We start from the raw sequence: 17,242 nt of genomic DNA on the forward strand, positions 1-17,242 counted from the left end.
AGCGCTGTACATAGATCGTTGAGGGGGGATGATATTGAGGCAGAAACGGTTGGTGATTGCTGTTCTGACGATCGTGTTCATTGTCAGTGTTTCCATCTACTCATTATGCATCAGCGCATTGACGGAAGAGGAGTTTGTTGCAGAGGTAAACGGTAGCCCGGTTACGGTGATGGAATTTAAGCGGGAATTGGAACGACAAAGGGCTTCTGTTATCGACTACTTCCACCGGACCTATGGCGCGGATTATAGCAAGGATTTCTGGAAGACTGATTTCAACGGGGAGAAACCTGTAGCTATATTAAAGCAGCGTGCTCTGGAGGAACTTGCTAAAGTTAAAGTAGAGCTGGAACTTGCTAAAAGCAAAGGTCTGATTCGGGGAACGGGCTACGATGATCTCATGCAGGAAATGGATAAAGAGAATAAGCGAAGAATGGCTGCAGTCAAGTCGCATATTCCAGTATATGGACCTGTCCAATTGGATGAAAATACATTTATGAGTTACTACTTAAGTAATTTGCGGAACGAGTTGAAAGACAAACTGGCTGAGCATGAACTAAAACCAACGGATAACAAGCTACAGCAGCATTATGAGATGGTTAAGGATGAAATTCTTTTTGATGAGGACATTGTCCGATTCGAAAAAATATCCGTTTCCTACAAGAATGGTAGCAGTGACACGACTCGCGAGCAAAAGCAGACGGCGGCTAACCTGATGGAGTCCGCACAATTGCTCTTGGAGCAAGGAATGGAGATGTTTGAAGCAGCGAGAGTCCTTCAGATCAGTCACGAAGGATCCTTGATTCGTTATACAGAAGTAGAATTGAACGATAAGACGGCCAGTACCTATTTTAAATCCCAGCCTGTTCTTTATTCCCTTCTACAAGGAGATTTGAAGACCGGGAAGATCAGTACGGTGATCGATGAACCTGCGCAAGGTGAATATGGCCTAGTCAGGATTACGGGGAGAGAAGCACGCGATTATAAAAGCTACGAAGAAAACAGAGACCTTGTTCTGAACAGTTATATAGCCACGGCCTATACCGAGTTTATTCATCGGCTCACTGCCGATGCTCAAGTCAAAGTGATGGATAACCAGTACGACCATATTGAGTTGTAATCCTGTTCAAGGTGATCTTGAAAGCGGTTACTTCATTGAAGATGATCTTGGCCGCATTTAAGATAAATAACAATGACCGAGGAGGGAATTAAAGTTGATGAAGAAGAAGTCGTACAGGTTTTTCAGTTTGTTTGTGGCTGTGGCTATCATGGTTTCATGCTTCATGCCGATGAACGAACCGATTGTTGTTCAGGCTGCAGACAGTGGGAATGTGTATTATGTGGATTCGGAGGAGGGAGATGACGTCAACACCGGTACCGCTCCGGGATCAGCTTGGAAGACGCTGAACAAAGTAAATGCTACTGAATTCCAGCCAGGCGATGTGATTCTGTTTAAGGCAGGCGGCGTATGGACCGGTACGCTCTCCCCTAAAGGTTCGGGTGTGGAGGGCAGCCCAATCCAGATTGACAAGTACGGTGAAGGCAGCAAACCTCTAATCGCCGGAGCAGGAGCCGAGGCGGCGGTCTATTTCTACAATCAGGAGCAATGGGAAGTCCGCAATCTGGAAATTACCAATGACGCAGAGGCGAAGGCGGTCCGCAGAGGCATTCATGTGGACGGCAGCAGCGGCACCTGGACGAATCCGAGGGTGTACAAGCACTTTCTCTTTGAAAATTTGGACATTCATAATGTGAAGGGAACTACCGACACGGATTATGTTCATAATGGCGGGATCATCGTCTGGGGAAAGACGTGGGACTATCACGTATCGGACGTAGTGGTCAATAATTGCAAAATCTATTCCCTCGACAGTGTAGGCATCTATTTGAACGGGGCACAAACAAAATATTCGTCGGGTTTCAAAGTAAGCAATAGCCTCATTTATGATGTAGCGGCAGACGGTGCTTTATTGTTGAATACAACGAATGGCATGATTGAAAATAATGTGGTCCATGATACGCACGTGCGCGCCAGCGGCTATCATGTGCCGTTGTGGGTCTTCTCGGCCAAAGATAATGTAATACAGTTTAATGAGGTTTATAATACAGCTCCGGGCGGGGACGCCATGGCGTATGATGCGGATTACAACAGCGATGGGACCATTATCCAATATAACTATAGCCATCACAATGCCGGTGGCGGCTTCCTAGTGGTTAACAACGGAACGAATGCCACTAACTTCAATCGGAATTCGGTCATTCGGTACAATATCAGCCAGAATGACAGCGGAGCCGTGTTTAATTTCAGCGGAACGCCGAACACCACTTATATCTATAACAACACTGTCTATCTACCCAAAACCTCTAATACGAAGGTAGTGGATTACTTGGATTGGGGCGGTTATGCCCAGAATACGTACTTCTATAATAATATCATCTATAATCTTGGTTCCGGAGGCTACAACTTTGCCGGAAGTACGAACAATGTGTTTGAGAATAACTTGTTCTATGGATCTCATCCGAGCAGCGAACCCGCAGATCCCCATAAGATTACTGAAGACCCGCAGCTGGCATCCCCCGGTTCAGGCGGCATAGGTAAGGATACGCTGGTTGGGTACCAACTGTTGAATAGCTCGCCGGCGATCGGAGCAGGCAAGCTGATCGAGAACAACGGAGGGCGCGATTACTTCGGTAATCCGGTTCCGGCTGATGTCTCTCCAAATATTGGAGCTTACCAGGGTCCGGGATTGGATCCCAACAATCTGCCCCCGCTTCCGGAGGCGCCTTCTGAGGAGAATCTGCTGAAAAACCCTGGATTTGAAACGGGTGACTTCACCGATTGGCCGACCCATTATAACGGAATCAGTATTGAAAGCAATGACCCCCATTCCGGGAACTATGCAGTCAAGCTGACGGGAAGCACCACGGGCGCGGAGCAGATTGTCGGCGGATTACATCCGAATACCATGTACAAATTGTACGGATGGGGCAAAAGTGTCGGTGGTGGCAGTGCGGTAATCGGTGTGAAGAACTATGGTGGAGCACTTAAAGATGTCCATGTGAGTTCAACCGGTTATACCCGGAAGGAGCTTACCTTTACAACCGGGAGTACCAACACAAGTGCGGTCATTTATTTGTACAAAGCCGGCGGAAGCGGCGATGTATATTTCGATGACCTGGAATTGATCCAGTACAGCGCAGCGCCGGGTCAGGGGGAACCTCCGGTTGAGTATCCAGAAGGCTCGAATGACGAGTTTAACTCGACGCAATTGAACGAGCAGTGGCGATGGGTCCGGGAAAATCCGGCGAATTGGTCGCTTAGTGCCAATTCTGGATATATGAGAATTGTTAGCGAACAAGGCGATATTTCGGGCAGCACCGGTGATGCGAAGAACATTCTGCTCACAGGAGCCCCTTCGGGAGACTGGGCTATCGAAACAAAGCTGGATGGCAAACCGACTAGTAGATGGTCGCAGGGCGGCTTGGCTGCGTATGTGGACGATAACACATATATCCGGATGACACGATTGTACGGGGAAGGAAATCAGTTCCAGTTTGACGTCAAAATTGATGGGGTCCGAAACCATGTTGAGGTTCCGGATACGATTGATTCAGCAGTATCCTATCTGCGCCTTGCAAAGCGGGGAAATACTTACGCCGGGTATTACTCGGCAGATGGAATTAATTATACCCAGGTAGGAGAGCCTCAGTCCGCTGATCTGGAAGAACCGAAAATCGGCCTGATCGTATGTGCAGGGACGGGACTTGTGGCGAATTTTGATTATTTCCATATCGTAGGCGGCGGAGATACGATCCCAGTGAACGCTATTTCAGTTGAGGGTTCGCGGATATCCTTCTCGACGCACTGAAGATGATTAAGGGTGAAGCAGCAAATGGATAGGTAATCCGGGGGCTGTCCCGAAAGGCTATGGTCTTTGGGACAGCCCCTGTTAATTGTTTAAGTTGTCAATATGAATACATAGGAGTTGGTGAATGGCGAAGGCGGGAAATCAAATATAAATTCCATTTTTTCACTCAGTTTATTATAGGAAGTAGTACGTACAGTATGAGCTTGAAAACGAAACCAAAATGGCACTAGCCTTCTGTTCTTTCTTAGAATACGATTAACTAAGTTTTGGAGTGGCGAACGAATGTGAAGAAGATAGTAGCAACTAAACATACGGAAGGACTGTGAACAGTGAAATGGTTTGGAAAAAGTTAGTTTTACCTTTGTGACTGGAGGCAGAAGGATGAAGGTGTTAAGGAGAATGAAACCCAAATCACTACGGTATAAGCTGTTTATTACTTTTGTTCTGCTTATACTGGTACCCTATGCACTAATTCAGATTACCTATTTCCATAAAACGAGGGAGGTGATCGAGGAACAAGTCAGCCATTTAAACCGTGATCAATTGATTAATGTAAAGGACGATTTCAACAAGGTAAGTATTGGTGCATTGAAAAACATGATTCAACTTGATCAAAATTCTGAGATGGAGCGGTTTCTTGAGAATCCTGAACATCACAGTACAGAAGAGCGGGAGATAGGAATACAGAACTTCGTAGCGCAGATAAAACAGCAAAATATGAACAGTCAGTTTCTGAATTATATTTTACTGGATACGAGCGGGAATTATTATTTATCTTTTCCTGAACCATCCCATCGACTTAAACTGGATGAATTTAGAGATATTTATATGTGCGAGGAGAATTCGACGCTGAATTGGAGGCTTCATGAGGGCGGGTCGCTTTTTTCCAATACATCGTCAAGTAAGCGTTTTTATTCGTTGTGTGACGTTAAACAAAATGATGAAGGAGAAGAATACTTTTTAGCGATAAGCCTTGATATCGAAGAATGGCTGAAATCAGAAGTGAAACTGGCATGGACTAGAAGCAACTATTACATTGTGAATACTGAGGGTGAACTTATTGCCGGAACAAACAGCAACTATCGGATCCCTTATAAAATACGGACTCAAGTAATCGGAGAACAGGGTCAGAGCAATGGGTATTTGGATGAAAAGAATTCAATTTTGTTCAACAGCACGTATCTGCCATCGAGCGGGTGGTATATTGTTAGCCGCTTTCCGCTTGATATGTTTTTAGGTGATATTCGAAGCGAAGAACATAGATCGCTTATTATGATACTCTCCATTACCATTTTGTTTATTGTGCTTACCTATGTTTTGCTTAGCAATTTAACGCAGCCTCTTAAGCAATTAAGCAGAAAAATGTCCGAAATGGTTCGTCAGAACCTCAGATATCGTATTACTGAAGATAAGCATGAGGGTGAATTTCTGGAGTTAGCCCAGTCATTCAATAAAATGGTAGACGAAATCGAAATGATGATCGCCAATTTGAAACAGGAAGAGAAGCAGAAGCAAGCAATCCAATATCAGATGCTGATATCCCAAATGAACCCGCACTTTCTTCTGAATACATTAAATACGATGAAGTGGAATGCCCGCAAGCACGGTGATGAGGGAACGGTTGAAATCAGCAAGTCACTTGGCATAATTTTGGAGGCGTCACTGGATATGGAGGCAGATCTGGTTCATTTACGCAGCGAACTGAATATTGCAAAGGCTTATCTTTACATTCAGTCGTTCCGTTATCAGCATAGCTTTCAAACCATTGTTGAAATTGAAGAAGAACGGCTAAATTTTGCTCTGGTTCCTAAAATGATGTTGCAGCCGTTGATTGAAAACGCTATTTACCATGGCTTGGTTCATACAAAGGAGGGAAAGGGCATTATTACGATCCGCGTCTATCCACGAGGAGATGAGCTGTACCTTGAAGTAGAAGACAATGGGGTGGGACTCGAGTATGCTAAGCAGCATAAAGACAGCACCAGGCGTGGGGGGATCGGGCTCAATAATTTGAGGGAGCGACTAAGATTGTTATTTGGAGATCAAACTGGCTTGAATTTGATGGACTTGAAGGAAGGTACACGTGTACAGATTAAAATTCCATTTTTACTATCGGTCCCCTATAAAAGCAGGGAGGGAGTACCATGTGGAAAGTAGTGTTGGTGGAGGATGAGATTTTTGTACGTGAAGAGATTCGGGATGCCGTACAGTGGGAGCAGGAAGACTTCGTCGTTATTGGTGAAGCTTCAAATGGGGTAGAGGCGATGAAGCTGATTGAAGAACAGGAGCCGGATCTGGTCATCACGGATATTCGAATGCCCTTTATGAACGGAATTGAGTTGTTGCAAGCCGTTCGGGAGGGAGGTCGCAAAATAAGATTCGTGATGCTTACCTGTATGAATGAATTCGAATATGTCCGGCAAGCACTTGTCGGGGGGGCGTCCGATTATATCCTGAAATTGTCTATGTCTGAAGAGGATATGCACCGCATCTTGCATAAAATTAGACGCGAGTTGGAGGAAGAACAAGTATTCCAGCTGGAAAAGGCATCCGAAACGTGCAAGTATTGGCTTCAAGCGGGATGGAAACAGCTGCTTGAGGAAGCAGAAGGGCCGCTTCGTACACTTGGCGGTAGAGGCTTCCACCCGGTTTGGCAGCGGTACTTTTCTACAGTTACAGTGTGTGTCTTGCTACAGGATCTGGAGGAGGCAGAGTGTAGGGTACGAAATAAACTCATGGAGAACAAGACATCTCGTTGGCTTATTTCCTCCTTCACTCGATTGGGGATTGTCACGATCCTGATCTGGAGCGATCAAAAAGCGGATTGGATAGGTGAGGTAGCAGCGTCAGGCCAATTTCATCGAACCCTCTGGCTGGATGATTCCACAGACCTGAATCAGGATTTGGTTAAAGCATGGAAAGAAGGGATACAGCGTTTGGAACAAGATTGGTATAGCCCGTCAACAGCCAGCCTGCCATCCTGCAATCGACTTCATATTGCAAAAATCTCTTGGGATGAAGAAAGCGAGATACTTCGAGCCTTCGAACAGTTTCGCTCTTCAGACTGTCTTCAAATGGTAAAGAGAGTGTGGAATGCTATGGAAAACGAAGGTTTCTCAGTTCCTAGCGTCAAAGCAACAGCATTACGACTAAATGAAGCATTCGCCCGTATTTCACAGCAGGAACCCCAAGATATCGATAAATTGATTTCATCCCCCAAACATGCTGAGTTGTTGAACATACTGAACGAAACGCTTCAGAAGTATTTGACCTCCTCACATCGAATAAACCGGATCCGTTCCGATCACCCCGAGATTAACAGGCTATTGGACTATATCTATCATCACTATAACCAGAATATTACGCTAAAAGAAATGGCTGCATTGACTCACATGGACGAGCAGTATTTGAGCGGTTTGTTCAAAAAGAAAATCGGGGAGTCTCCCATCCGCTTTGTACAAAGCGTCAGAGTGAAGCAGGCAGAGTTCTATTTGCGTCAGACTAATCTGACAGTGAGTGAAATAGGGAAGAAGGTTGGCTTTGCCAATGACAATTATTTCTTCCGGATTTTCAAACGTTGGACCGGAGTTACACCGAATGATTTCCGGAATAAATGAAGATAAGGCGGATTTCAAAGAACGTTCTCTGAAATCCGCCTTTTTGTTGCAGGAACAGAAAAGTGTTCATTCGTTATGTGAAAACTGTTCCTTATGGTTCTCTTATGAAGCAGCTAAGATGATACTAAAGAAACCGAAAGGAATTGATATCATGCAACGGGGATTAGAACAGTCTATGAACGCTATCAGACCCCCAAAGACGAGGCCACTCTACAAGATGTGGCAGCATAAAGTTTTTTACCTTATGCTGCTACCATGTTTGGTTTGGTACATCATCTTCAAGTATGTACCCATGTATGGAGTGGTCATTGCTTTCAAGGATTATAATCTGGTGGAAGGAGTGTTAAAGAGCCCATGGGCAGATCCGTGGTATACCCATTTTAAGTACTTTTTTAATTCGCCTTACTTCTCTCAGCTCCTGACCAATACCTTGCTGATCAGTTTGTATAAATTGATTTTTGGTATAGTGCCGCCGATCATCTTGGCCATTCTATTTTTTGAATGCCGGATCGTTTGGGTAAAGCGCTGGGTGCAAACGATCAGCTACATGCCCCATTTTCTGTCATATGTCATTATTTACGGCATTGCCATTGCTCTGTTGTCGGAATCCTCAGGTTTGTTTAATCGGTGGATCGTTGAGGGTGGAGGCCAGGCTATTCCCTTCTTGAATTCAGAAAGCTGGTTCCGGAGTGTGCTGGTGACCACGGATATATGGAAGGATATGGGTTGGGGGGCGATTATCTACTTGGCCACCATGAGCGGCATCGATCCTACCTTGTATGAGGCTTCCAGAGTAGATGGGGCTAGCAGGCTGCGCTGCATCTGGCATATCACGCTTCCAGGTATCCGCAATGTATTCATTTTACTGCTAATTCTTCGGCTTGGTGGAATACTGGATGCGGGTTTTGACCAAATCTTTATCTTCTACAATGTCCGGGTGCTTCCAGTTGCCGACATTATCGATACCTGGGTGTATCGAACAGGTGTGGAACAAATCAATTTCAGTCTGGCCACAGCCGTCGGCTTGTTCAAATCCGTCATCGGCTTCGGATTAGTGCTTGCTTCGAACCAATTAGCCAAACGCTGGGGAGGAGGGGGGATATGGTAAAAGGAACCAATGACCGTTTTTTTAACTCGATTGTTTATGTACTATTGGCGATTGTTGCGGTCTCTTGTCTATTTCCGATCCTGTATGTCGTATCCGTCTCCCTGACGCCGTATAGTGAAGTGATTAAGAACGGCGGTTTTCAGGTAATTCCGCAGAAACTGACCTTTGATGCCTATCGTAGTCTGCTTATTGAGCGAACGCTTCCTAAATCGATGGGGGTCAGCGTAGTGATTACAATATTAGGCACGGCACTTAGCCTATTGCTTACGCTGCTAGGCGCATACCCGCTCAGCCGCAAGAATCTTCCGGGAAGAACACCGATTTTGCTATTTATTGTATTCACTATGCTGTTTAGCGGCGGTCTCATACCAACTTATCTCGTGGTTAAGGATCTCGGATTAACCAATACCATCTGGGCAATGATTGTCCCGAATGCATTGGCCACGTTCAATATGTTGATTATGAAAACCTTCTTTGAAAGTTTGCCAGAGGAACTGTTCGAATCTGCCCGAATCGACGGAGCACGGGAATTCCGCATTCTATGGAAAATCGCAATTCCGTTGTCTATTCCTTCTCTTATGACGATCGGCTTGTTTTACATGGTTGCACAATGGAACACGTTTTTCTCGGCCATCATATATATCACCAATCGTGAACTGCATCCATTGCAAGTCGTGGTTAGAAATATGCTGACAATGAGCCAATCTACAGAGATGGCTGCTGAGGCGATCATGCCCACGATGACCTTGCAGATGGCCGCTGTTGTTCTTGCAAGTTTACCGATTATTCTGGTCTATCCGTTTATACAGAAGCATTTAACAAAAGGGATGATGATCGGAGCCATCAAGGGTTAACACAGGGATAACAACTTAAAAAATTATTTATTGAAGGTGGGAATTAGAATGAAACGCAAAACAATGAAACGGTTTGTAGTCGTCCTATTGGTGATCTCCATGTTGGCAATAGCTGGATGCGGATCGAAATCTACAAACACTGAACCTGGAAACCATAACGTGGGAGAACCGGTCAAAATTGAAATTATGGCGAACAATTATGGGACGAATCCACCTCAAAATGATTTCGTGAAAAAAGCTTTGGATGAAGCACTCGATACGGATATAACCCTCACTTTGGGAAGTGCAGACTATGCTACTCAGCTTGGGACTCGTATAGCAAGTGGTGACTTTCCGGATATGTTCATGTTGGGTAGCGAGGAACTTCGCAAATATTCAAAAATGGGTGTTCTGCTGGATATGACACCATATATGGATCAATTATCCGGTTATAAAGAGATGGTAGATGCAGATACGATCAAACTGGGATTGATAGATGGCAAGCAGTATTCTCTTCCGAAACCGATTGCGAGAAAACCAGCCGGAATATTGTGGATTAGAAAGGATTGGTTGGACACTCTGGGACTGAAGGTGCCAACAACTACGGATGAGCTACTGAAGGTGTTGAAGGCGTTTACTGAAAATGATCCTGACGGTAACAAAAAGAAAGATACTTATGGCTTCACAGGCAATGATCTGACCGCATTCAATGCGTTATTTGGTGCTTATGGTCTGACGAACGGCGGAGCTCAATTTATTTCGCGGGATGGAAAGGCTATCAATGTGCTGGATCAGCCCGAAATGAAGGATGCATTAGAACTGATCAAACAGTACATATCCTCTGGTGTCGTAGATCCAGATGTGATGAGTAATACTGTCTCCCAGCTTTTTGAAAAAGCGTCTCAGGGAAAAGCGGGTGTGATATATACCGATTGGACCAACATTATGAAAGATGATAAAGTTGCTATTTGGAAAAATGCCAACCCCCAAGCAGATTGGATTGCACTTAATCCTGTAGCTGGTCCTACCGGTGTTGCCTACGATGGACACTCTGATATTGGAGCGCCCTCGGAAATGTTTGCTATCTCCAAAAATGTAGAGAAAGATCCGGAAAAGCTGAATAAGATCATTGAAATGTTGAACTATGTTTCAACCGGAGAGGGAGCGCAACTTGTTCAATTCGGGATCAAAGACACACACTTTACTGAAACGGACGGCAAAATCACGATCACAGATCTGGGACAACAAGAGACGAATTACACCTTTTTGTATCAATTTACAGGACGTCCGAATCTAGAATATTTGAAAGTGAAATTTCCAAATCAGGTGCAGTATATTGAAGAAACATTCCGAAGAGAATTTATTGAAGCCTTGGATGGGTTTATTGTTCCTCCGGACGGTTTTAATAAGGCGGACTCGGACCGTTATATCACGGAGGAATTTATCAAGTTCATCTACAATAAGCGTCCGATTTCAGAATATAACGACTTCTTGAAGACGTTGGATTCTACTTTTAACTATAAACTATATAAAGAATCTGCATTTGAACAGCTTGCAAAACTTGGATACCGTCAGTAATACCAACAAAGGAAGGTGTGTTTCGTTGTGGTCATAGAACAAGTGCGCACTGAAGTACTAATTGCTGGAGGAGGCATGGCCGGTGTTGTTGCGGCCCTAGCAGCCGCACGAAACGGTGCAAAAGTGATCCTCTGTCAGGACCGGTCGGTACTTGGGGGGAATGCATCTTCAGAAATCCGCATGCATATTGTTGGTGCGGCACATTCCAAACGTGGAAAGACTTTAGAGACGGAAGCCAGAGAAGGCGGCATTGTCGAAGAAATCTTGCTGGAGTGCGCTATTCGGAATCCGCAACGCAGTGCCTCCATGTTCGACCTGATTTTATATGAGAAATGCAGGGCGGAGCCGAACCTGACGCTAATGTTAAACACGACGGTGATCGATGCCAACAAGAGCGCCAACCGTATTGTGTCGGTAATAGCTGCCAGGGAGAGCACAGAGCATCGCTTTGAAATTTTTGCGAATATCTTTATTGATTGCACTGGCGACGGACGTCTAGGTAAAGAAGCAGGGGCTTACTATGTCACGGGAAGGGAAGCCTCGAACCAATACGAAGAATCTCTTGCAGGAGAAGAGGCAGACACGTATCGGTTGGGTTCCTCCCTCCTATTCACTACCAGAGATATGGGGAAGCCTATGAAATTTATTCCGCCCTCCTGGACGAGGCATTTCTCGGAAGATGATTTGAAATTCAGGGGGCATTCCTCCTGGGAGTACGGTTATTGGTGGGTGGAATTCGGAGGTACAATGGATACGATCGCCGATAATGAGACCATACGCGACGAATTGCTTGCCATCATGCTTGGTGTTTGGGATCATATCAAGAACAGCGGACAACATCCGGAGTCCGAGAATTGGGCACTCGACTGGTTCGGATTTGTGCCTGGAAAGCGGGAATCACGCAGATTTATCGGACAACACGTTTTGACTCAATCGGATTTGGAAGAAGCGGTACACTTTGTGGATGTGATCGCATTCGGAGGGTGGCCGATGGATACGCATCCACCGCAAGGCATTGATGCGGCAGATCGCGACCCTGCCAGACAGCCTCACACCAACTATGTCTATGGTATCCCATTAAGGGCACTGGTAAGCGCTAATGTGGACAATCTGATGTTTGCGGGGCGCAACATTTCGGCTACTCATATTGCTTTTTCGAGCACGAGGGTGATGGCTACCTGCGGTGTAATGGGTCAAGGGGCTGGTACTTTTGCGGCTGTTGCGGTGAAGGAGGGTCTGCCCCTGGAACAGGCTGTTCATGACCGAGAAATCATTTCGCAAACGCAGCAGCGGTTGATCCGTCAGGATGCCTATCTTCCCGGTATTACCGCTAACGGAAATTTGGCGAAGAGCGCTGTTGTCCGCGCTTCTTCGGAACAGCCGGAAGGTGCGGCATCCTTTGTCCTCAATGGCCACACACGTTCCATGCACGGTCCGAGAGGTATCCGGCCGGATTTGGCAGAAAAGGGCACTCATCGCTGGATGTCGCGACCTGACGACGATAGCCCCTGGATCGAACTGGAGTGGACGACGCCGATATCGCTGCGCGAGATTGTTGTCGTGCTCGATACCGGCATGCATCGAAGATTGACGCTAACACATGAAGATTATTTGTACAAACAGCTTGTTTGGGGACCCCAGCCGGAGACTTTGAAAGAATTTCGAATCATAGCCTATAGTGCGGAATCGAAGGAAGATGGCCAAGAGGTGCTGTATGTAGCTAATAACTATCAACGGCTAATAACCTGCCAAGTTGATCTTAAGCAGGTAAATCGCCTTCGTCTTGAAGTAATCGCAACGAACGGTCTGGATCATGCCAGGGTATTCGAGATCGGATGTTATGAATCGCTAAAGGAGTGAACGTCAAGAATGTCAGGCCAACAAGGGCTTTTCAAGGGTGTAGAGGGTTTGCTTCACGGTGCGGACTATAATCCGGAGCAATGGATTGATGCACCGGGAGTCTGGGACGAGGATATACGGCTCATGCGCCTTGCAAGTTGCAATGTTATGGCCATCGGAATGTTCTCGTGGTCCAAACTGGAACCAAGTGAAGGACAATACGAATTCGGCTGGATGGATGAAATCATAGACAAACTATATAACGGCGGCATACGCATCATATTGGGCACGCCAAGCGGAGCCCGCCCGGCCTGGCTTGCTCGGAAATATCCGGAGGTGCTACGCGTCAGACCAGATCGTATACGGAATTTGTACGGTCATCGGCATAATCATTGCTATACATCGCCGGTATATCGTGAGAAAATCAGACAGATTAATACACTGCTCGCGGAACGATACGGCCAGCATCCTGGTCTGCTTCTATGGCACATTTCCAATGAATATAACGGTGAATGTCATTGTGACTTGTGTCAGGAAGCATTCCGTATCTGGTTACGAAGGAAATATGACAATAATTTGGAACGTTTGAACGAGCGGTGGTACACCACTTTCTGGAGTCACACTTATTCCGAATGGGAAGAGATTGAATCTCCATCGCCGATCGGGGAAAACAAGCTACATGGTTTGAAGCTCGACTGGAACCGATTCGTCACTGAACAGAGCATTGAGTTTATGAAAGAAGAGATCGAACCTTTACGGCAATTTTCGCCAAATGTACCGGTGACCACTAATTTTCTGGGTGGATGCAATATCAATTATGAACAAATGGCGGAGCATGTTGATATCGTTTCATGGGACAGCTATCCGAGTTGGCATAGCCCACAGCCGGACTGGCAGACGGCTTGCCATAACGCATTTGTGCATGACCGTTACCGTTCATTCAAGAATGGAAAACCGTTTCTATTAATGGAAAGCACACCTAGTGTTGCTAATTGGCAGATGGTCAGCAAGCTGAAGCGTCCTGGAGCACACAGCCTTTCCTCCATCCAGGCAGTAGCTCACGGTTCCGATTCCGTGCAATATTTTCAGTGGCGAAAGAGCCGCGGAGGCTCTGAGAAGTTTCACGGTGCTGTTGTCGATCACGGAGGGCATGAGAATACCCGAGTATTCAGAGACGTGGCAGAACTGGGTGCTACCCTAGAGCGAATGGATTCTGTTGCAGGAACGACGGTACCGGCCGCAATCGGGTTGCTTTATGATACAGAGAACAAATGGGCGGTAGAAGGCGCGGACGGTCCACGCAATCCGAATCTTGGATATGACGGTGAGGTGCTGCGTCATTATGAACCGTTCTGGAAGCGGGGCATTCCGGTTGATGTCATTTCGATGGATCGTTCTATGGATGATTATAAGCTCGTGGTAGCTCCCATGCTGTATATGTTGAAGCCGGGAACAGCAGAGCGTCTCGAAACGTTCGTCAGCCGAGGGGGGACGCTTGTGCTGACATATTGGAGTGGGATTGTTGATGAGCATGATCTTTGCTTCCTTGGCGGGTTCCCAGGCCCTCTTCGTAAGCTTGCCGGGGTATGTTCGGAAGAGATTGATTCGCTATATCCTGAGGATTACAACTCGCTCATCATGAAGGACGGTGGATTGGAAGGTTTGACTGGAGTGTATAAGGTGTCTCTGTTGTGTGATTTGATTCATGCCGAGACGGCTGAAGTGCTTGCGGAGTACGGTGACGATTTCTATCGGGGACGTCCCGCACTGACAGTTAATCAATTTGGAAGTGGAGAGGTTTATTATATAGCAGCGCGGTCCGAGTCTGCGTTCTTAGACGACTTCTATGCAGCAATAGCCTCCAGGTGTGGTCTGAAAAGTGCATTGCAAGGGGAATGGGGAGAAGGCGTTAATGTTGCAGTGCGTAGCGATGGCATGACCGACTATATTTTCCTGCACAATTTTACAGATCATGAGCAGTTGGTGACGTGTAAGGAGCCTCTTTTCGATTGGGAAGGGAAGTCGGTGGGCGAACATATTCGACTGCCCGCTTACGGATTCCGCGTGATGTGGAGGTCGGTCAGCCGTTAAGGCTGTCAATTTCATGGAAAAATCTTTCTCTGTCGTATCACCGGGCATGCCGTGCACTACAGGAGAGGCCATTTATGGAAGTGAAATTTTAATTCCTTACCTGGACGTGAATAACAGTGAGCTGCCGATCTATTTTGATTCCGAATTTGAGAAACAGCCTGAGATTGCGATCCATACGGATTACTACGCAGACATTGAGGCATTGATCGAAGCCTATGGGCGAAAAGAGTTGCCGGCCGTATTGATCTGTATCGAGAAAATGTAAGAAGATAGAAATAATGTGGAAGGACTACAACATGATCCCGATGAAAGTCGCTATTTTAGCGGCTTTTTTGTTTTATTGGTACAAGACCTTGTCTCGATTGCATAAAGGACAAGAACCCGAGCCGATTACCGATTGATAAATATCTTACTATATTTCTTGCGATTTCATTAAACTGGTAAATGGGGGCCAGCGAATCCAAAGTAGGTTTAGTGATGGGGTATTTGCGCTCTCCGCAGTCTTACTTCGACCGATTGTTGGCGGTTTACTAGATCGTTACAGCAGAAGGCTGTTTATCATGTTGGGCCTATTGTTATTTACAATAGCGATGCTTATGTATAATTGGGTGTGGGGAGTAGTTGCTCTTATTGGGGTGGAATTATTTATGGCTTGAGTTGGGCATTCTCCACCACATCTATGATAACCGTCGTGGTGAGGGGATGGGATGGTACAGCTCAGCAACGACTATTGCAATGGCTTTAGGTCCAGTTATGGGTATCTGGGTTACTGATAGTTATTCGTATAATACACTATGCTTATTCGCTATCCTTCTCTCTATAGCAGCTCTAATTTTTGCTTCTAGTGTAAAAACACCGTACCAAAACAAAACTAAACAAGAAATAAGAAAATTAAACTTAAATTCAGGTTTATTCTTTTTGGTATTAGCAGCATCTCTTGCGTTAAGCCGTCCCTTATCCGGAAAATGATCTGATCGCTACGGATTAAAGATTGTTATCATTCCCTCACTACTGATATTAATTTGCTCTTTAATTGTTTTAAGCATTTCTAATAGTATTGCAAACCGTTTAGGTAGTACGAAAACGGCCCGAGTGAAGAGTAATCAAAAAGAGTTCAACACAAGCTGTCGGCAACCTTCGCATGTTAATACATGAATCAATGGACTCGTTAGTTGAACGGCTTTATCATTTGTAGTAATTTTAGATCTTTAGAAAGTGTTTTAGAAGGTCTTAATAGCTTTTGTTTTGATGAAGCAGGCGAATTCAGTAAGGAGTGAGATGCATTACAAAGTTTATTTCTCTACAATATAAAAAGTTCGGACATCCACTTGAAGTGTTGGAATTAGAACAACAGAGTGAGGATATACAACTTCAACACGATGACATCATGGTTCGAATGATTCTTAGTCCAATCAATCCTTCAGACTTAATTCCAATATATGGTGCATATAAACACCGAATTCAGTTGCCGGCTATACCAGGGTACGAAGGGGTTGGTGTTGTTGAAGCTGTGGGTTCATCCATAACAACATCACTTATAGGTAAGAGGGTATTGCCTCTACGTGGGGAGGGGACTTGGCAACAGTATGTGAAAACAAAGGCCAATTTTGCAGTTCCTGTCCCCAAAGAAATGGATGACGAAACAGCAAGCCAAATGTACATTAATCCTATGACAGCATGGCTTATTTGTACGGAAGAATTGCGGTTGAATTCTGAGGATGTGCTGGTTGTAAATGCCTGTGGTTCCGCAATAGGACGTTTATTCGCACAGTTGGCAAAAGTATTTGGATATAGATTAATTGCAGTCGTAAGAAACGATATTCATATCGATGAATTGAAATCACTTGGTGCTTGGGCTGTAATTGATACGTCTAAAGAATCACTTATTCATAGCGTAATGGAATTGACCAGTGGATTGGGAGCGACGGCGGGTATTGACAGCATTGGAGGACAAGAAGGGCACGACTTGATTGAATGTATTCGTCCAGATGGTGCAGTTACCATTATTGGACTACTTTCAGGGAACCAAATGAATTGGTCTCATATACATGAAAGACATCCCAATATTAGGGTGAAACCATATTGGCTTAAAAGATGGGTAGATGGTATTTCCAATGATCGATGGCATGAAAATTTTAGTGATTTATTTGAACTGGTCAAAGAAGGTACATTGACTATTCAGACACCAAGAACACGTATTAGTATACACGAGTATAAGAAAGCAATTGAAAAAGCTCTAGCAAGTGGTCACATAGGTAAAGTACTTTTGGAACCATTTCTCTCATGTTGACGAGAGCTACTTGCTTATGC

The 17,242-nt window shown here is 45.3% G+C and carries 12 protein-coding genes; all 12 read left to right on the forward strand.

The genetic code is table 11. From position 1 onward, the window contains the following. The first annotated feature begins 34 nt into the window (after positions 1-34). A complete protein-coding gene (locus BMX45_RS19440) occupies positions 35-1,117 on the forward strand; it encodes a SurA N-terminal domain-containing protein (protein WP_090911107.1) in 1,083 nt (360 codons plus the stop codon). Positions 1,118-1,214: 97 nt separating this feature from the next. Further along, positions 1,215-3,866 (forward strand): beta-xylosidase family glycoside hydrolase, encoded by a 2,652-nt coding sequence (locus tag BMX45_RS19445; protein WP_090911108.1) that lies wholly within the window; start codon positions 1,215-1,217, stop codon positions 3,864-3,866. Positions 3,867-4,265: 399 nt separating this feature from the next. Further along, positions 4,266-6,023 (forward strand): cache domain-containing sensor histidine kinase, encoded by a 1,758-nt coding sequence (locus tag BMX45_RS19450; protein ID WP_175495153.1) that lies wholly within the window; start codon positions 4,266-4,268, stop codon positions 6,021-6,023. Further along, positions 6,011-7,483, forward strand: a complete 1,473-nt coding sequence (locus BMX45_RS31395; RefSeq protein ID WP_175495154.1) for a response regulator transcription factor — start codon at positions 6,011-6,013, stop codon at positions 7,481-7,483. Before BMX45_RS19450 ends, BMX45_RS31395 begins: the two co-directional genes overlap by 13 nt. Positions 7,484-7,634: 151 nt before the next feature. Continuing rightward, positions 7,635-8,591, forward strand: a complete 957-nt coding sequence (locus tag BMX45_RS19460) for an ABC transporter permease (protein WP_090911287.1) — start codon at positions 7,635-7,637, stop codon at positions 8,589-8,591. Beyond that, positions 8,585-9,445 (forward strand): carbohydrate ABC transporter permease, encoded by an 861-nt coding sequence (locus BMX45_RS19465; protein ID WP_090911110.1) that lies wholly within the window; start codon positions 8,585-8,587, stop codon positions 9,443-9,445. Before BMX45_RS19460 ends, BMX45_RS19465 begins: the two co-directional genes overlap by 7 nt. Positions 9,446-9,493: 48 nt before the next feature. Continuing rightward, positions 9,494-11,002 carry an extracellular solute-binding protein gene (locus BMX45_RS19470; RefSeq protein ID WP_090911111.1) on the forward strand — a complete coding sequence of 503 codons (1,509 nt, stop codon included), beginning with the start codon at positions 9,494-9,496 and terminating at the stop codon, positions 11,000-11,002. Positions 11,003-11,044: 42 nt separating this feature from the next. Beyond that, a complete protein-coding gene (locus BMX45_RS19475; protein WP_302847928.1) occupies positions 11,045-12,862 on the forward strand; it encodes an FAD-dependent oxidoreductase in 1,818 nt (605 codons plus the stop codon). Between the two features lie 9 nt (positions 12,863-12,871). Beyond that, positions 12,872-14,932 (forward strand): beta-galactosidase, encoded by a 2,061-nt coding sequence (locus BMX45_RS19480; protein WP_090911113.1) that lies wholly within the window; start codon positions 12,872-12,874, stop codon positions 14,930-14,932. A 13-nt stretch (positions 14,933-14,945) separates the two neighbouring features. Then, positions 14,946-15,197, forward strand: coding sequence for a hypothetical protein (locus BMX45_RS19485; RefSeq protein ID WP_090911114.1), 252 nt, complete (start codon positions 14,946-14,948; stop codon positions 15,195-15,197). A 365-nt stretch (positions 15,198-15,562) separates the two neighbouring features. Then, positions 15,563-15,901, forward strand: coding sequence for an MFS transporter (locus BMX45_RS31050; protein WP_139212469.1), 339 nt, complete (start codon positions 15,563-15,565; stop codon positions 15,899-15,901). Between the two features lie 304 nt (positions 15,902-16,205). Further along, positions 16,206-17,222, forward strand: coding sequence for a zinc-dependent alcohol dehydrogenase family protein (locus BMX45_RS19490; RefSeq protein ID WP_090911115.1), 1,017 nt, complete (start codon positions 16,206-16,208; stop codon positions 17,220-17,222). Positions 17,223-17,242: the final 20 nt, after the last annotated feature.

Origin of the sequence: Paenibacillus sp. cl141a (assembly GCF_900109305.1) — a bacterium.
GTDB classification, from domain to species: Bacteria; Bacillota; Bacilli; order Paenibacillales; family Paenibacillaceae; genus Paenibacillus_AQ; species Paenibacillus_AQ lautus_A.

Coding starts and splice junctions, on each gene's coding strand:
- BMX45_RS19445 (WP_090911108.1), top strand. CDS start 1,215: ATGAAGAAGAAGTCGTACAGGTTTTTCAGTTTGTTTGTGGCTGTGGCT.
- BMX45_RS19465 (WP_090911110.1), top strand. CDS start 8,585: ATGGTAAAAGGAACCAATGACCGTTTTTTTAACTCGATTGTTTATGTA.
- BMX45_RS19450 (WP_175495153.1), top strand. CDS start 4,266: ATGAAACCCAAATCACTACGGTATAAGCTGTTTATTACTTTTGTTCTG.
- BMX45_RS19485 (WP_090911114.1), top strand. CDS start 14,946: ATGGAAAAATCTTTCTCTGTCGTATCACCGGGCATGCCGTGCACTACA.
- BMX45_RS19460 (WP_090911287.1), top strand. CDS start 7,635: ATGCAACGGGGATTAGAACAGTCTATGAACGCTATCAGACCCCCAAAG.
- BMX45_RS19470 (WP_090911111.1), top strand. CDS start 9,494: ATGAAACGCAAAACAATGAAACGGTTTGTAGTCGTCCTATTGGTGATC.
- BMX45_RS31395 (WP_175495154.1), top strand. CDS start 6,011: ATGTGGAAAGTAGTGTTGGTGGAGGATGAGATTTTTGTACGTGAAGAG.
- BMX45_RS19480 (WP_090911113.1), top strand. CDS start 12,872: ATGTCAGGCCAACAAGGGCTTTTCAAGGGTGTAGAGGGTTTGCTTCAC.